Genomic DNA, 15,537 nt, shown 5'->3' on the forward strand with positions numbered 1-15,537 from the left:
GTGGGCGGGGGTGCGGTTCCGCGACGCCGGCCCCTAGCCCACCCCGCCCCGGCGCCCCCCCCCCCCCCGCGCGCCGGGGGGGGGGGGGGGGCGGCCCCCCCCCCCCCCCCCCCGGACTCGCATCCGGCCTCATCCGTCGAACTTTCCGAACGTCTCGGAGGACATGCGGTGAACGAACTGCCGCAGCAGCTGGTCAACGGCCTGCTACTGGGATCCATGTACGGGCTGGTCGCCATCGGCTACACGATGGTCTATGGCATCGTCCAGCTCATCAACTTCGCCCACGGCGAGATCTTCATGACCGGCGCCTTCGGCGCGCTCACGGTCTACGCGTATGTACTGCCCGACGGCACCTCGATGTGGGTGGCGCTGCCGCTGATGCTCGTGGGCGCCATCATCGTGTCCGTCCTGGTCGCCGTGGGAGCGGAACGGTTCGCCTACCGCCCGCTGCGCACTGCCCCGCGTCTCGCCCCCCTCATCACCGCCATCGGCCTCTCCCTGGCCCTCCAGCAGGCGGTGTGGGCCTGGTACCCCGAGGCGAAGTCCGCCCGGACCTTCCCGACCATCCCGGGCGGCCCCTTCAACATCGGCAACGTCACGATCCAGACCGGTGACATCTTCCTGGTGGTCGTGGCCCCGCTCAGCATGGCCTTCCTCGCCTACTTCGTGATGCGCACCCGGACCGGCCGTGGCATGCAGGCCACCGCCCAGGATCCGGACACCGCGAAGCTGATGGGCGTCAACACCGACCGCATCATCGTGATCGCGTTCGCCCTCGGTGCCACCTTCGCCGCCGTCGGCGGTACGGCCTACGGCCTCAAGTACGGCCAGATCGACTTCAAGATGGGCTTCCTGCTCGGCCTGAAGGCCTTCACCGCGGCCGTCCTCGGCGGCATCGGCAACATCTACGGCGCCATGCTCGGCGGCCTCGTCCTCGGCGTCGCCGAGGCCCTGTCGACCGCATACATCTCGAACATCCCCGGCATGGGCCAGTTCGGCAGCCAGTCCTGGGCCGACGTCTGGGCGTTCGTACTCCTCATCCTCGTACTGCTGTTCAGGCCACAAGGTCTGCTCGGCGAACGCGTCGCGGACAGGGCGTGACACCGATGACCACAGAGACCACCGCATCCGAGACCCCCGAAACCCCGGGGTCCCCCGAGACCGACAGCGCCCCCGCGCCCGCCGCGTCCGGCCTCATCGGTCTGCCCGCCCCCCTGGGCCGGGCCCTCGCCACCGGCGGCGGCGCCCTCGCCGTCGTCTCCACGTTCATGTCCTGGACCTGGACCTCCGCGTTCCCCGGTGACCTCACGGTCTACGGCTACCCGGGCGGCCTGCAGGTCCTGGTCCTGATCGGCGGCCTCCTCACCACCCTGTTCGGCCTCGCCTCCTACGGCGTGCGGGGCCTGGGCGCGCTCACGCCGGGCAGCGCCGAGAGCGCGCTGAAGATGGCCGCACTGGGCACCTTCGCCACCGCCTGGTACACCGTCATCGCCATCAGCGACGAACTCGGCGGCGTGGTGAACCTGGACCCGGGCGGCTTCGTCGTCGCGATCGCCACACTCGCCGCCCTGGTCGGCGCACTGGCCCTGCCGTTCGAGCGGCCGGAGCCCGACCCGGTCGACCCCGACGACACCGGCTGGGAGCTGTTCAGGCACAAGTCCCGGCAGAACTGGAGCACCTTCCGCGCGTCCTTCGCCGCCAAGGCCCCGGCCCCGGGCCGCCCGCTGCCCTCCTGGGCCGAGATCCTGGTGATCGTCGCGGCCATGGCCGTCGGCCTGATCGTCTTCAGTTACGGCGTCGGCACCTCGTACGACGAACTGTTCATCGGCTTCCTCCTCACGGCCGGCTTCGGTTTCGCCGCCCTCTCCAAGGCCGGGATCGTGGCCCGGGTCTCGGCGATCACCGGGAAGCACCGCAACATCACCATGACCGGCGCCTTCCTGGCCGCCGCCGCCTTCCCCTTCACCCAGTCCAACGACCAGTACGCGACGATCGGCGTCTACATCCTGATCTTCGCGACCGTCGCACTGGGCCTGAACATCGTCGTCGGCCTTGCCGGCCTGCTCGACCTCGGTTACGTCGCCTTCCTCGGTGTCGGCGCCTACACCGCGGCCCTGGTCTCCGGCTCACCGTCCTCACCACTGCACGTGCAGTGGCCGTTCTGGGCGTCGGCGCTGCTCGGCGCGGCCGTCGCGATGATCTTCGGTGTCGTCATCGGCGCGCCGACACTGCGACTGCGCGGCGACTACCTGGCCATCGTGACGCTCGGCTTCGGTGAGATCTTCCGCATCACCGTCCTCAACCTGGACGGCACCTCGGGCCCGGACGTCACCAACGGCTCCAACGGCATCTCCTCGATCCCGAACCTGGACATCCTCGGCTTCGACTTCGGCGCCGAACACCAGATCCTCGGTTCCAACATCGGCCGCTTCGCCAACTACCTGCTGCTGATGCTGATCATCACGCTCATCGTGGTCATCGTCTTCCGGCGCAGCAGCGACTCCCGCATAGGCCGCGCCTGGGTCGCCATCCGCGAGGACGAGACGGCCGCGCTCGCCATGGGCATCAACGGCTTCCGGGTCAAGCTGATCGCGTTCGCCCTGGGCGCCTGCCTCGCCGGCCTCTCCGGCTCGGTCCAGGCACACGTCACCTACACGGTGACCCCGGAGCAGTACCAGTTCGCCTACGTCGTGCCGCCCAACTCGGCCTTCCTGCTGGCCGCGGTGGTACTCGGCGGCATGGGCACCATCTCCGGCCCGCTGGTCGGCGCGTCCCTGCTCTACCTGATCCCGGCCAAGCTGCAGTTCCTCGGCGACTACCAGCTCTTCGCCTTCGGCGTGGCGCTCATCCTGCTGATGCGCTTCCGCCCGGAGGGCCTCATCCCCAACCGGCGCCGCCAGCTCGAGTTCCACGAAGATGCCGAAGCGCCCGCCGTCCTCACCAAGGCAGGGGCGTGACCACGATGACCACCGACACCACCGTCCAGGACGCCTCGTCCGGCGCCACCGACCCCGGCGAGACCGTGCTCGACGCACGCGGCGTGACCATGCGCTTCGGCGGCCTGACCGCCGTACGCAATGTGAACCTCACCGTCAACAGCGGCGAGATCGTCGGTCTGATCGGCCCCAACGGAGCCGGCAAGACCACCTTCTTCAACTGCCTGACCGGCCTGTACATCCCCACCGAGGGCGAGGTCCGCTACAAGGGCCAGGTGCTGCCGCCCAAGTCCTTCAAGGTCACGGCCGCCGGTATCGCCCGTACCTTCCAGAACATCCGGCTGTTCGCGAACATGACGGTCCTGGAGAACGTACTGGTCGGCCGGCACACCCGCACCAAGGAGGGCCTGTGGTCCGCGCTGCTGCGCGGCCCCGGCTTCCACCGCGCCGAGGCGGCCTCCCGGGCCCGGGCCATGGAACTCCTGGAGTTCGTCGGCCTGGAGCGCAAGGCCGAGCACCTCGCCCGCAACCTGCCCTACGGCGAGCAGCGCAAGCTGGAGATCGCGCGCGCCCTCGCCAGCGAGCCGGGGCTGCTGCTGCTCGACGAGCCGACGGCCGGCATGAACCCGCAGGAGACCCGGACCACCGAGGAACTGGTCTTCAAGATCCGCGACAAGGGCATCGCCGTCCTCGTCATCGAGCACGACATGCGCTTCATCTTCAACCTCTGCGACCGGGTCGCGGTCCTGGTACAGGGCGAGAAGCTCGTCGAAGGCGACAGCGCGACCGTGCAGGGCGACGACCGCGTCATCGCCGCGTACCTCGGCGAACCGTTCGAGAACGCGCCCGGCGACGAGGAGGCCGCCGAGGTCGAGGCGGCCGAGGCGCACGCCGAGTCCCCGACCGACGCCGCGCCCGGCAAGGAGAACGACCGATGACCGCACTGCTCGAAGTAGAGGACCTGCGGGTCGCCTACGGCAAGATCGAGGCCGTCAAGGGCATCTCCTTCAAGGTCGAGGCCGGCCAGGTCGTCACCCTGATCGGCACCAACGGCGCCGGCAAGACGACGACCCTGCGCACCCTGTCCGGGCTGCTCAAACCGGTCGGCGGACAGATCCGGTTCAACGGCAAGTCGCTGAAGAAGATCCCGGCGCACAACATCGTCTCGCTGGGCCTGGCCCACTCCCCCGAGGGCCGGCACATCTTCCCGCGCATGACCATCGAGGACAACCTGCGCCTCGGTGCGTTCCTGCGCAACGACAAGCCGGGCATCGAGAAGGACATCCAGCGGGCGTACGACCTGTTCCCGATCCTCGGCGAGCGGCGCAAGCAGGCCGCCGGCACCCTCTCCGGCGGTGAGCAGCAGATGCTCGCGATGGGCAGGGCGCTGATGTCCCAGCCCAAGCTGCTGATGCTGGACGAGCCGTCCATGGGGCTGTCGCCCATCATGATGCAGAAGATCATGGCGACGATCGCGGAGCTGAAGTCCCAGGGCACGACGATCCTGCTGGTCGAGCAGAACGCGCAGGCGGCGCTGTCGCTGGCCGACCAGGGGCACGTCATGGAGGTCGGCAACATCGTCCTGTCGGGGACCGGACAAGACCTGCTGCACGACGAGTCGGTCCGCAAGGCCTATCTGGGCGAGGACTGACACACCGGTTCGACACGGTTCTGAACGACGAGGCCCGCGCCCCCTTCTCCGGGGCGCGGGCCTCGTCGTACGTCCTCGCCGGCACGACGGCCGGTCAGCCCTTGTGGGACTTCTTCTCGTCGCTGTCCACGATGACCGCCTCCGCGACCTGCTGCATCGACATACGGCGGTCCATCGACGTCTTCTGGATCCAGCGGAACGCGGCCGGCTCGCTCAGGCCGTACTCGGTCTGCAGGATGGACTTCGCGCGGTCGACCAGCTTGCGGGTCTCCAAGCGGAGGGTGAGGTCGGCGACCTCCTTCTCCAACTCCTTCATCTCGGTGAAGCGGGAGACGGCCATCTCGATCGCCGGGACCACGTCGCTCTTGCTGAACGGCTTGACGAGGTACGCCATGGCGCCCGCGTCCCGCGCCCGCTCGACCAGGTCGCGCTGCGAGAACGCGGTGAGCATCAGGACTGGGGCGATGGACTCCGCGGCGATCTTCTCGGCCGCCGAGATGCCGTCCAGCTTGGGCATCTTGACGTCCAGGATCACCAGGTCGGGGCGGTGCTCGCGGGCGAGTTCGACCGCCTGCTCACCGTCGCCGGCCTCGCCGACGACGGTGTACCCCTCCTCCTCCAGCATCTCTTTCAGGTCGAGCCGGATCAGGGCCTCGTCCTCGGCGATGACGACACGGGTCGTCAGCGGAGGCACGTGCGACTTGTCGTCGTCGGGTACGTCGACTGGCTGGGGCGACTCGGCGGCGGTCACGGGGGCTCCTCGTTCAGGGCAGGGGTGCTGCTTAGTAGCAGCGTACCTAGCTGCGCTCGTCACCAGTGACCCGGTACACTCCTCCAGGGTTACTGAGCCGGGTTGGCGCAACTGGTTGACGCGGAGGTCTCAAACACCTCTGTCCGCAAGGACGTGTGGGTTCGAATCCCATACCCGGCACCTCTGAAGCGGAGGTTCACGTCGTGTGAACCTCCGCTTTTTGCTGCGTTCGGCAACGATCAGTCACGCAGAGTGGTCGCATGATCTTTCACGGGACAGAGGTTCGACACAAGGCGCTGACGCTGCTGCGAAACGGCGCAGGGAACGCTGAGGTCGCCCGCCGGTTCAACGTTCCACTCGGCACGATCGGCTACTGGAAGCACCAGGATCGCGCGAAACGTGGCGAGTGCCCAGGGAGGCACGGCCCGAAGTGTCCACGCTGCGACGGCCGTGACCTGGACCTCGCGGCATACAGCTACCTGCTCGGCCTCTATCTCGGCGACGGCCACATCAGCCGGTACTCGGAGCACCGCGTGCCCAACCTCATGATCACGTGTGCCGAGTCATGGCCCGGGCTCATGGACGACTGCGAAGAAGCCATGCGCGCCGTCTTCCCCGACAACTCCGTCTGCCGAGTCCGCAAGGTCGGCTGCCGCAACGTGAAGGTCTATTCGAAGCACCTGCACTGTCTCTTCCCCCAACACGGCCCCGGCAAGAAGCACGACCGCCGTATAGCCCTCGAACCCTGGCAGCAGGCGATCGTCGACGCCCACCCCTGGGAATTCATCCGCGGTCTCACCCACTCCGACGGCTGCCGCATCACCAACTGGACGACCCGCATGGTCGGCGGTGAGCGGAAGCGGTACGAATACCCGCGCTACTTCTTCACCAACAAGTCCGACGACATCCGTGGCCTGTACACCGCCACCCTCGACAAGCTCGGCGTCCGGTGGACGCACTGCACCCGCGGCGGCAACCCGTACAACATCTCCGTCGCCAGGAGAGCCGACGTGGCACTCATGGACGACCACGTCGGCCCCAAGCACTGACGGGGATCCGTCCCGTCACTTCGGGCTGTCGTCCTCGCCGATGTGGTGCACGCGCACCATGTTCGTCGAGCCGGACACCCCCGGAGGCGACCCCGCCGTGATCACCACGACGTCGCCCTTCTCGCAGCGGCCGTACTTCAGCAGCAGCTCGTCGACCTGATCGACCATCTTGTCCGTGGAGTCGACGTGCGGGCCGAGGAAGGTCTCGACGCCCCAGGTCAGGTTGAGCTGGGAGCGGGTGGCCGGCTCCGGGGTGAAGGCGAGCAGCGGGATCGGCGAGCGGTAGCGGGAGAGCCGGCGGACCGTGTCTCCGGACTGGGTGAAGGCGACCAGGAACTTCGCGCCGAGGAAGTCGCCGATCTCCGCGGCGGCCCGGGCGACCGCGCCGCCCTGGGTGCGGGGCTTGTTGCTCTCGGTCAGCGGCGGCAGCCCCTTGGCGAGGATGTCCTCCTCGGCCGCCTCGACGATCTTCGCCATCGTCCGGACGGTCTCGATGGGGTATTTGCCGACGCTGGTCTCGCCGGACAGCATCACCGCGTCCGTGCCGTCGATGACCGCGTTGGCGACGTCGGAGGCCTCGGCGCGGGTGGGCCGGGAGTTGTCGATCATGGAGTCGAGCATCTGGGTGGCGACGATGACCGGCTTGGCGTTGCGCTTGGCCAGCTTGACGGCGCGCTTCTGCACGATCGGCACCTGCTCCAGCGGCATCTCCACGCCCAGGTCACCGCGCGCGACCATGATGCCGTCGAAGGCGGCCACGATGGAGTCGATGTTCTCGACGGCCTGCGGCTTCTCCACCTTGGCGATCACGGGGAGGCGGCGGCCCTCCTCGGCCATGATGCGGTGGACGTCCTCGACGTCCCGGCCGCTGCGCACGAAGGACAGGGCGATCACGTCGAAGCCGGTGCGCAGCGCCCACCGCAGGTCGGCCTCGTCCTTGTCGGAGAGGGCCGGGACGGAGACGGCGACGCCGGGGAGGTTGAGGCCCTTGTGGTCGGAGACCATGCCGCCTTCCACGACGGTGGTGTGTACCCGGGGGCCGTCGACGTGGGTGACCTCCAGGCAGACCTTGCCGTCGTCGACGAGGACGCGCTCACCGGGGGTGACGTCGTCGGCCAGGCCGGCGTACGTCGTGCCGCACTGTCGGCGGTCGCCCTCGGCGCCCTCCTCGACGGTGATGACGAAGGTGTCGCCGCGTTCGAGGAGTACCGGTCCCTCGGTGAAGCTGCCGAGGCGGATCTTCGGGCCTTGAAGGTCGGCGAGCATCCCGACGCTGCGACCGGTCTCGTCGGAGGCCTTGCGGACACGCTGGTAGCGCTCCTCGTGCTCGGCGTAGCTGCCGTGGCTGAGGTTGAATCGGGCGACGTCCATTCCGGCCTCGACCAGGGCTTTGATCTGGTCGTACGAGTCGGTGGCGGGCCCCAGAGTACAAACGATCTTTGCTCGGCGCATGCTTCGAGCCTAGGCCTTACCGGCGGGTAGAGAATTGGTCGCACATGACGACCCAACAACCTTTGCGTGAAGGCCTATTGACAAGTGTTGAATTGTGCGGCGACCCGCTCCGATGAGCATCTCGCATATGTTGAACGCGGGAATGTGAGCGCTCATCTATTCGAAATACCGAACATCGCTTCCCGGGTCACAGCTCCGGCGGCGCCATCGTGAATCGCGCGCTGACCTGAGCGGCTACGTGCAGTCGCGGAGGTTCGAGATCGAGGGGTTCGGCGGGCTCGGCGATTTCCGCGGCGGCCGCCATCCGTCGGACCCCGCCGCCGAAAGCCGCCCGGCGCGGCTGAGGACCGTCGATGCCCGTGTCGGCCAGCTCGACCAGGGCGGCCAGGGAGGTGCCGAGGGCGCTCGCGTACTCCCGGGCGCGCTGCACCGCCTCGGCGACCGCCTGCCGCCGGGCCTCGCCGTGCACGGGTGAGTCGGGGCGCAGCGACCACCAGGGGCCGTCGACCCGGGTCAGCTCCAAGTCGGCGAGGCGGGTGGTGAGTTCGCCGAGGACGGTGAAGTCGGTGAACTCGGCGGTGAGCTGGACCCGGCCCTGGTAGCTGCGGACCCGCTCGCCCCGGCCGCGTTCGGCGAGTTCGGGGGCGATGGAGAAGGTCCCGGTCGACAGGTGTGCCACCGCCTCGCCGTAGGACTTGATCAGGTCGAGGGCGGCGGTGTTGCGGTGGGTGAGGTCGTCCAGGGTGGAGCGGCGGTCGCGGCCCCGGGCGCTCACCGTGACGCCGATCCGGGCCAGCTCGGGCTCGACCTCCAGCTCGGCCTCGCCGCGCACGACGAGAAGGGGTGCCTCGGGCGTGCCGGCCGGCCTGCGGTCCTCGGGCGAGGGTGCGGTCATACGCCCCACTCTGTCATGTCATCCCCGGGTGTGCGCACCGGAGTTCACAGCCCGGGTCACCAGATCGCAACCTCCCGGACCTGTTGCCGTCGGTCATGTCCAAGACAGAATCTACGCGCGTCGTTGACCATTTCCCGAGGAGATCAAGACATGCCCTTGAATCGCCGGAAGTTCCTGACGAAGTCCGCCGCCACCGGGGCGGGAGTGGCGGTCGCCGGAGCGGCGGCGGCTCCGGCGCAGGCCGCCCAGGCCTCCCCGAAGCCCGCCAAGCACCCCAAGCGGTACTCCCTTACCGTCATGGGCACCACCGACCTGCACGGAAACGTCTTCAACTGGGACTACTTCAAGGACGCGGAGTACACCGACGCCAAGGGCAACGCGCTGGGCCTGGCGCGCGTCTCGACCCTGGTGAACCAGGTGCGTGAGGAGAAGGGCCGCTGCAACACCCTGCTGCTGGACGCCGGTGACACCATCCAGGGCACCCCGCTGACGTACTACTACGCCAAGGTCGACCCGATCACCGCCAAGGGCGGTCCGGTGCACCCGATGGCACAGGCCATGAACGCGATCGGGTACGACGCGGCGGCGCTCGGCAACCACGAGTTCAACTACGGCATCGAGACCCTGCGCAGGTTCGAGGACCAGCTGCGTTTCCCGCTGCTCGGCGCCAACGCGGTCGACGCGAAGACTCTCAGGCCCGCCTTCCCGCCGTACTTCATGAAGAAGTTCCACGTCCCGGGCGCCCCGCCGGTCAAGGTCGCCGTGCTCGGCCTGACCAACCCGGGCATCGCGATCTGGGACAAGGCCTACGTCCAGGGCAAGCTGGCTTTCCCGGGTCTTGAGGAGCAGGCCGCGAAGTGGGTGCCCAAGCTGAGGGCGATGGGCGCGGACGTGGTCGTGGTCTCGGCCCACTCCGGCACCTCGGGCACCTCGTCCTACGGCGACCAGGTGCCCTACGTCGAGAACGCGGCCGCGAACGTGGCCAGGCAGGTGCCGGGCATCGACGCCATCCTGGTCGGCCACGCGCACGTGGAGATCCCGGAGCTGAAGGTCGTCAACGAGGCCACCGGGAAGACCGTCGTCCTCTCCGAGCCGCTGTGCTACGCCGAGCGCCTCGCCCTCTTCGACATCGAGCTGGTGTTCGCCAAGGGCAGGTGGGAGGTGGAGTCGGTCGCCGCCTCGCTCCGCAACTCCAACTCCGTCGCCGACGACCCGAAGATCACCCGGCTGCTGAAGGACGAGCACGCCAAGGTGGTGGCGTACGTCAACCAGGTCGTCGGCACCGCCACCGAGACCCTCACCACGGTCGAGGCCCGCTACCGGGACGCCCCGATCATCGACCTGATCACCAAGGTCCAGGAGGACGTGGTCAAGGCGGCCCTGGCGGGCACCGAGTACGCCGCGCTCCCGGTGCTCGCGCAGGCCTCGCCGTTCTCCCGGACCTCCCAGATCCCGGCCGGCGAGGTCACCATCCGGGACCTGTCCGGCCTCTACGTCTACGACAACACCCTGGTCGCCAAGGTGATGACGGGCGCTCAGGTCCGCGCCTACCTGGAGTACTCGGCGGAGTACTTCGTGCAGACGGCCGCCGGCGCGCCTGTCGACGTGGAGAAGCTGACCAACGCGGGCAACCGTCCGGACTACAACTACGACTACGTCTCGGGCCTGCGGTACGAGATCGACATCGCGCAGCCGGCCGGGTCCCGGATCAGGAACCTCACCTATGACGGCGCGGCCCTCGACGACGCCGGGCAGTTCGTGCTCGCGGTGAACAACTACCGTGCCAACGGCGGTGGCGCGTTCCCGCACGTGGCCTCGGCCAAGGAGCTGTGGTCGGAGTCGACGGAGATCCGCACCCGGATCGCGGAGTGGGTGACCGCCAAGGGCGTCCTGGACCCGAAGGACTTCGCGTCGGCGGACTGGAAGCTGACCCGCGACGGCACGCCGGTGTTCTGACGGGGCGCAGGGCGCCGGTCCCCGGACCGGGGACCGTCGCTCAGTCGACCAGAGGGGTGAGCTGCCTCGGCCGCTGCCCGTTCTGCGTGGGAACCCTCTCCTCCGACCGCTCCAGGCCGAAGCTGGTGAAGGCCGTGCGGGCGGGCAGCGGGTAAGGCTCCTTGCCGGTCAGGGAGTTGAGGATGGTGGCGCTGCGCCAGGCGGCGAGGCCCAGGTCGGGGGCGCCGACACCATGGGTGTGCAGCTCGGCGTTCTGCACGTACGCGGATCCGGTCACCGACGGGTCGAGGACGAGCCGGAACCGCTCGTCCACGCGCGGGCGTTCGCTGCTGTCCCGGCGCAGGTAGGGGTCGAGCCCGGCGAGCAGCCGGCCCAGGGGACGCTCGCGGTAGCCGGTGGCCAGCACCACGGCGTCGGTGGCGAGCCGGGAGCGGCTGCCCTGCTGGAGGTGTTCCAGATGGAGCTCGATCTTGGTGGTGGCGATACGTCCGGCCGTACGGACCTGGACCCCGGGCGTGAGGACGGCGTCGGGCCAGCCGCCGTGCAGGGTGCGGCGGTAGAGCTCGTCGTGGATGGCGGCGATGGTGTCGGCATCGATACCCCGGTGCAGCCGCCACTGGGAGGCGACCAGCCGGTCCCGGACGGGCTCGGTCAGGGCGTGGAAGTAGCGGGTGTGGTCGGGCGTGAAGTGCTCCAGGCCGAGTTTGGAGTACTCCATGGGCGCGAAGGCCTCGCTGCGCCCGATCCAGTGCAGCTTCTCGCGGCCGGCCGGGCGGTGCCGCAGCAGGTCGAGGAAGACCTCGGCGCCGGACTGTCCGGAGCCGACGACGGTGACATGCTCGGCGGCGAGGAAGGCCTCGCGGTGGTCGAGGTAGTCGGCCGCGTGCACGACGGGCACGCCCGGTGCCTCCACCAGGGGCTTGAGCGGGTCGGGCACGTGGGGAACCGTGCCGACCCCGAGCACGACGTTCTTCGTGTACGTACGCCCCAGGGCCTCGGCCTCGCCCTCGGCGTCGAGCTGGGTGAAGTCGATCTCGAACAGGTCCCGTTCGGAGTTCCAGCGGACCGCGTCCACCTGGTGCGAGAACCGCAGCCCGGGCAGGCTCTCGGCGACCCAGCGGCAGTACGCGTCGTACTCGGCGCGCCGGATGTGGAAGCGCTCGGCGAAGTAGAACGGGAAGAGCCGGTCGCGGGACTTCAGGTAGTTCAGGAACGACCAGGGGCTGGCGGGGTCGGCGAGGGTCACCAGGTCGGCCAGGAACGGGACCTGGATGGTGGCGCCGTCGATCAGCAGCCCGGGGTGCCAGTCGAAGCCGGGGCGCTGCTCGTAGAAGACGGCGTCCAGTTCGGCGAGCGGGTGGGCGAGGGCGGCGAGGGAGAGGTTGAACGGTCCGACGCCGATGCCGACCAGGTCGCGGGGTGCTTCCGGCTCCTGGTGTGGGGGGTTGGGCAGCGAGCTCATTGGGGCGTCGTTCCTTCCACGAGTTTGAGGAGGACGGCCAGTTCGTCCGGCCGGGTGTGGGGGTTGAGGAGGGTGACCTTGAGCCAGAGCCGGCCGTCGAGCCGGGCCCGGCCGAGGACGGCCCGGCCGTCGTGCAGCAGCCTGCGCCGTATGCCGGCGACGTCCTCGTCGGTGGCTCCGGTGGGGCGGAACAGCACCGTGCTGATGTTCGGGCGGTCGTGGAGTTCGAAACCGGGGTGCTCCCGGACCAGGGCCGCGAACTCCCGGGCCCGTGCGCACACCTGGTCGACCAGTGCGCCGAGTCCGGAGCGGCCCAGGGTCCTGAGGGTGACCGCGATCTTGAGGACGTCGGGGCGCCGGGTGGTGCGCAGGGACCGGCCGAGCAGGTCGGGGTAGCCGGCCTCGGTGTCGTCGTCGGCGTTGAGGTAGTCGGCGCGGTGGTGGAGGACGCCGAACTCGGCCGGGCGGGCGACCGCGAGGAGGCCGGCGGCGACCGGTTGCCAGCCGAGTTTGTGCAAGTCGAGGGTGACGGTGTGGGCGCGCTCCAGACCGGCGAGTTTGTCCCGGTGCCGGTCGCTGAAGGCGAGGCCGCCTCCGTAGGCGGCGTCGATGTGCAGTCGGGCCCCGTGGGCCGCGCACAGGCCGGCGATCTCGGGGAGCGGGTCGATGAGACCGGCGTCGGTGGTGCCGGCGGTGGCGGCCACGACGAACGGTTTCGGCAGGTGGGTGAGGGCGGCGTGCAGGGCGGCCGGGTCGAGGATGCCGTTCGGCGCCGGGACCACGACCGGGTCGGGCAGGCCCAGCAGCCAGGCGGCCCGGGGCAGCGAGTGGTGGGCGTTGGCGCCGCAGATCAGCCCGACACCGCTGCCCAGGGCCTCGCGGGCGAGGAGGAGGGCGAGTTGGTTGGACTCGGTGCCGCCGCTGGTGACCACGGCGTCGGAGAGGCCGATGGCATGGGCGAGGGCGCGGGTGACCATGGCTTCCAGGGCGGAGGCGGCCGGGGCCTGGTCCCAGGAGTCCAGCGAGGGGTTGAGGGCGCTCGCGGCCAGGTCGGCGGCGGTGGCGACGGCGAGCGGTGGGCAGTGCAGATGCGCCGCGCACAGCGGGTCGGCGGGGTCGGCCGCGCCCGCCGCGAGGGCGGTCACCAGGGTGCGCAGGGCGTCGGGGTCGCCGTCGTCCGGGAGTACGTCCCCGACGGCGTCCGCGACCCGCTCGGCCACCGCCTCCGGACCGCCCGCCGGCAGCGGTCCGCCGCGGGCCCGGCCGCCGTCGCGCAGCGCCTCGAGCACGGTGTCGAGCAGGGGCCGCAGGGCGTCGGGGCCCTGGGGTCCGGATGCGAGGGGCGGCGTGCTCATGGGTCTCCTCGGGGCGCCGGCCGAAAGGGGTTGTCCATGGGGGGAGTTCCAGCTTGTACGGGATTGGGTCTGCGCGCCCCCAAAGCTCAACGATCGAAACCCGAAAGTGGGTACTGCCGTGCGGGGAAAACATGTCGGGGCGGTGTGCCCGGGGCGCGTCCAAGCAGTCGGCGACGGGGCGTTGAGACGCTGACCGGGGTTAACGTCGGTCGGGTGGTTGACGCGTGGATGATCGACGTGCCCGGTGAGCGGGTGCTGGTACGGGAGCCGCTGTCCTCGGACGAGGCGCCGCTGCTCGACCTGTTCGAGGCGTGCGAGGACTGGTTCGTGGCGGCGACGGGGCTGCCGTCCGGGCCGGGCGACGTGCAGAGCCTGTTCTACGGCCTGCCCGAGGGCGCCGACCCGGGCGACAAGGTGCTGCTCGTGCTGGAGCGGGACGGGGTCGTCTCGGGCCTGGTGGATGCGGTACGGAACCATCCGGTGCCCGGGGCGGTCGCGGTGGGCCTGTTCCTGCTGGCGCCCTGGGCGCGGGGCCGGGGCCTCGGGCGGGCGCTGGCCGAGTCGCTGCTCGCGCATGCCGAGGGGGTGTCCCTGGTGACGGCGAGTGTGCCGCCGGGCTGGCGGTCCGGGGAGTGCTTCCTGGAGCGCCTCGGCTTCACGCTGGGCGCGCAGGCGCCCAGGGCGAGCGAGGTGGGCAACCGCCGAGCGGGGCCCCGGGAAGTGGGCGTGCGGCGGGCGGAGCTGTGGCTGGCGGCGGGCTGAGAGCCCGGGTCAGGACGCCAGAACCCGCAAGGCCGTCAGACCTCAAGGCCGTTAGGCCTCAAGGCAGTCGGGCCTCAAGGCGTCAGACCTCCAGGCCGTCAGACCTCCAGGCCGTCGGGCCTCAAGGCGTCAGACCTCCAGGCCGTCAGACCTCCAGGCCGTCAGGACCTCGCGGTCTTCGCGGCCTCCGCCGCCCAGAGCCTTCGCCGCCTTCAGAGCCTTCGCGGCCTTCAGAGCCTTCGCGGCCTTCAGAGCCTTCGCGGCCTTCAGGGCCGTCAGGGCTGGAAGTCGGCCGCGTGGTCCTCGGCCCACTGCTCGAAGGTGCGGGCCGGGCTGCCGGTGATCTTCTCGACCGTGGCGGTGATCTCGGGAGCGACGCCGACGGTGTCCGCGAAGGTCTTCAGGAGGCCCCTGACCACTTCCGGCGGTGTCTGCGGGAAGAGCAGCGGGCCCGCCTCCTCCGGCCCCACCTCGACGAAGGCCAGGTCCCGGCCGACGGCCCGCCCGATCGCGGCGATCTGGTCGGTGTTGGTGGTGGCGGCGGGGCCGGTGAGGCGGTGGACGGCACCCTCGTGGCCGTCGTCGAGGAGGGCGCGTTCCGCGACGGCGGCGATGTCGTCCTCGTGGATGGGTGCCGTGAGCATGTCGGCGAAGACACCGCGGACGGTGTGGCCGGCCCGGATCTGGGGCGCCCACTGGAGGGCGTTGGTGGCGAACGCGTTGGGGCGCAGGAACGTCCAGGCGAGGCCGCTGTCGCGGATCTGCCGCTCGGCGGTGGCGTGCATGGCGTGGATCGGGTGGGTCTCGTCGGCGCCCTCCCGGATGATCCCGGAGGAGAGCAGGACGGCCTGCCGCACCCCGGCCGTACGGGCCGCGTCCAACAGCTCGGGCATCCGGCCGCCCGCGCCCTGGACGTACAGGAAGACCTTGTCCGCGCCCTCGAACAGGGCGGCCTGGTCGTCCGGCCGGAACCTCACCACCTCGGCCTTGTCGGGCAGGCCGGCCGTCTCCGGGGCGCGGGTGAGCGCCCGCACGGGCCGCCCGGCGGCGACGAGACGTGCGATGAGGGCACGGCCGACGTTGCCGGTGGCACCGGTGACTACGATCACGGGTTTCTCCCTGTTCTCTGGTGCTTCTTCGGCACCGAGCCTAGGAGCGGCGGGGGGGGGGGGGCGCCCCCGGGGGGGGGCGCGGCGGGGCGGGGGGGGGCGCCGCCCCCCCCCCCCCCCCCCCGCGCCCCCCCCCCCCCCCCCCCCCGAGGGCGCGGG

Annotated in this window: 13 protein-coding genes and 1 tRNA gene; 8 read left to right on the forward strand and 6 right to left on the reverse strand. The window is 70.3% G+C overall.

Annotated elements, in window-relative coordinates:
• The first annotated feature begins 168 nt into the window (after window positions 1-168).
• The 4 genes from ACWGJB_RS12260 to ACWGJB_RS12275 are packed head-to-tail and all read left to right on the forward strand — an operon-like array spanning window position 169 to window position 4,587.
• The gene (locus ACWGJB_RS12260) at window positions 169-1,101 is read left to right on the forward strand and encodes a branched-chain amino acid ABC transporter permease (protein ID WP_453380106.1); all 933 of its coding nucleotides are present in this window, start codon (window positions 169-171) and stop codon (window positions 1,099-1,101) included.
• A gap of 5 nt (window positions 1,102-1,106) precedes the next feature.
• Window positions 1,107-2,957, forward strand: a complete 1,851-nt coding sequence (locus tag ACWGJB_RS12265) for a branched-chain amino acid ABC transporter permease (protein WP_453380107.1) — start codon at window positions 1,107-1,109, stop codon at window positions 2,955-2,957.
• A 5-nt stretch (window positions 2,958-2,962) separates the two neighbouring features.
• A complete protein-coding gene (locus tag ACWGJB_RS12270; RefSeq protein ID WP_453380283.1) occupies window positions 2,963-3,874 on the forward strand; it encodes an ABC transporter ATP-binding protein in 912 nt (303 codons plus the stop codon).
• A complete protein-coding gene (locus tag ACWGJB_RS12275; RefSeq protein WP_453380108.1) occupies window positions 3,871-4,587 on the forward strand; it encodes an ABC transporter ATP-binding protein in 717 nt (238 codons plus the stop codon). The genes ACWGJB_RS12270 and ACWGJB_RS12275 overlap by 4 nt, the downstream gene beginning before the upstream one ends.
• A gap of 94 nt (window positions 4,588-4,681) precedes the next feature.
• On the opposite strand, the gene ACWGJB_RS12280 is transcribed toward ACWGJB_RS12275, so the two are convergent.
• Window positions 4,682-5,338, reverse strand: coding sequence for an ANTAR domain-containing response regulator (locus tag ACWGJB_RS12280; protein WP_453380109.1), 657 nt, complete (start codon window positions 5,336-5,338; stop codon window positions 4,682-4,684).
• Window positions 5,339-5,434: 96 nt separating this feature from the next.
• Here ACWGJB_RS12280 and ACWGJB_RS12285 point away from each other — a divergent pair.
• Both ACWGJB_RS12285 and ACWGJB_RS12290 read left to right on the forward strand, forming a co-directional pair.
• Window positions 5,435-5,518 (forward strand) — tRNA-Leu (locus ACWGJB_RS12285).
• Window positions 5,519-5,598: 80 nt separating this feature from the next.
• Window positions 5,599-6,387 carry a helix-turn-helix domain-containing protein gene (locus ACWGJB_RS12290; RefSeq protein ID WP_453380110.1) on the forward strand — a complete coding sequence of 263 codons (789 nt, stop codon included), beginning with the start codon at window positions 5,599-5,601 and terminating at the stop codon, window positions 6,385-6,387.
• A 15-nt stretch (window positions 6,388-6,402) separates the two neighbouring features.
• On the opposite strand, the gene pyk is transcribed toward ACWGJB_RS12290, so the two are convergent.
• On the reverse strand, window positions 6,403-7,839 hold the full coding sequence (gene pyk, locus ACWGJB_RS12295; protein WP_453380111.1) for a pyruvate kinase: 1,437 nt from the start codon (window positions 7,837-7,839) through the stop codon (window positions 6,403-6,405).
• Between the two features lie 187 nt (window positions 7,840-8,026).
• Entirely contained in the window at window positions 8,027-8,734 is a 708-nt protein-coding gene (locus ACWGJB_RS12300; RefSeq protein WP_453380112.1) for an SIMPL domain-containing protein, read from the reverse strand.
• A gap of 150 nt (window positions 8,735-8,884) precedes the next feature.
• Here ACWGJB_RS12300 and ACWGJB_RS12305 point away from each other — a divergent pair, with 150 nt between their 5' ends.
• Complete coding sequence (locus ACWGJB_RS12305; protein ID WP_453380113.1) at window positions 8,885-10,690, forward strand: bifunctional metallophosphatase/5'-nucleotidase; 1,806 nt, start codon at window positions 8,885-8,887, stop codon at window positions 10,688-10,690.
• A gap of 40 nt (window positions 10,691-10,730) precedes the next feature.
• On the opposite strand, the gene ACWGJB_RS12310 is transcribed toward ACWGJB_RS12305, so the two are convergent.
• Both ACWGJB_RS12310 and ACWGJB_RS12315 read right to left on the reverse strand, forming a co-directional pair.
• Window positions 10,731-12,152: a lysine N(6)-hydroxylase/L-ornithine N(5)-oxygenase family protein gene (locus ACWGJB_RS12310; RefSeq protein ID WP_453380114.1), complete on the reverse strand. Its 1,422-nt coding sequence runs from the start codon at window positions 12,150-12,152 to the stop codon at window positions 10,731-10,733.
• Window positions 12,149-13,507 carry a pyridoxal phosphate-dependent decarboxylase family protein gene (locus tag ACWGJB_RS12315; RefSeq protein ID WP_453380115.1) on the reverse strand — a complete coding sequence of 453 codons (1,359 nt, stop codon included), beginning with the start codon at window positions 13,505-13,507 and terminating at the stop codon, window positions 12,149-12,151. Before ACWGJB_RS12315 ends, ACWGJB_RS12310 begins: the two co-directional genes overlap by 4 nt.
• Window positions 13,508-13,720: 213 nt before the next feature.
• Between ACWGJB_RS12315 and ACWGJB_RS12320 the strand changes: the two genes are divergently transcribed.
• Window positions 13,721-14,269 (forward strand): N-acetyltransferase family protein, encoded by a 549-nt coding sequence (locus ACWGJB_RS12320; RefSeq protein ID WP_453380116.1) that lies wholly within the window; start codon window positions 13,721-13,723, stop codon window positions 14,267-14,269.
• A 275-nt stretch (window positions 14,270-14,544) separates the two neighbouring features.
• Here the strand turns inward: ACWGJB_RS12320 and ACWGJB_RS12325 are convergent, their stop codons facing one another.
• Window positions 14,545-15,378 (reverse strand): NAD(P)H-binding protein, encoded by an 834-nt coding sequence (locus ACWGJB_RS12325; RefSeq protein WP_453380117.1) that lies wholly within the window; start codon window positions 15,376-15,378, stop codon window positions 14,545-14,547.
• Window positions 15,379-15,537: the final 159 nt, after the last annotated feature.

It is taken from the genome of Streptomyces sp. NPDC054813 (genome assembly GCF_053611365.1).

Bases quoted from the DNA above. Each gene is read 5' to 3' on its own strand.
- ACWGJB_RS12265 (WP_453380107.1), top strand. From the start codon at position 1,107: ATGACCACAGAGACCACCGCATCCGAGACCCCCGAAACCCCGGGGTCC.
- ACWGJB_RS12270 (WP_453380283.1), top strand. From the start codon at position 2,963: ATGACCACCGACACCACCGTCCAGGACGCCTCGTCCGGCGCCACCGAC.
- ACWGJB_RS12275 (WP_453380108.1), top strand. From the start codon at position 3,871: ATGACCGCACTGCTCGAAGTAGAGGACCTGCGGGTCGCCTACGGCAAG.
- ACWGJB_RS12290 (WP_453380110.1), top strand. From the start codon at position 5,599: ATGATCTTTCACGGGACAGAGGTTCGACACAAGGCGCTGACGCTGCTG.
- pyk (WP_453380111.1), bottom strand. From the start codon at position 7,839: ATGCGCCGAGCAAAGATCGTTTGTACTCTGGGGCCCGCCACCGACTCG.
- ACWGJB_RS12300 (WP_453380112.1), bottom strand. From the start codon at position 8,734: ATGACCGCACCCTCGCCCGAGGACCGCAGGCCGGCCGGCACGCCCGAG.
- ACWGJB_RS12305 (WP_453380113.1), top strand. From the start codon at position 8,885: ATGCCCTTGAATCGCCGGAAGTTCCTGACGAAGTCCGCCGCCACCGGG.
- ACWGJB_RS12310 (WP_453380114.1), bottom strand. From the start codon at position 12,152: ATGAGCTCGCTGCCCAACCCCCCACACCAGGAGCCGGAAGCACCCCGC.
- ACWGJB_RS12315 (WP_453380115.1), bottom strand. From the start codon at position 13,507: ATGAGCACGCCGCCCCTCGCATCCGGACCCCAGGGCCCCGACGCCCTG.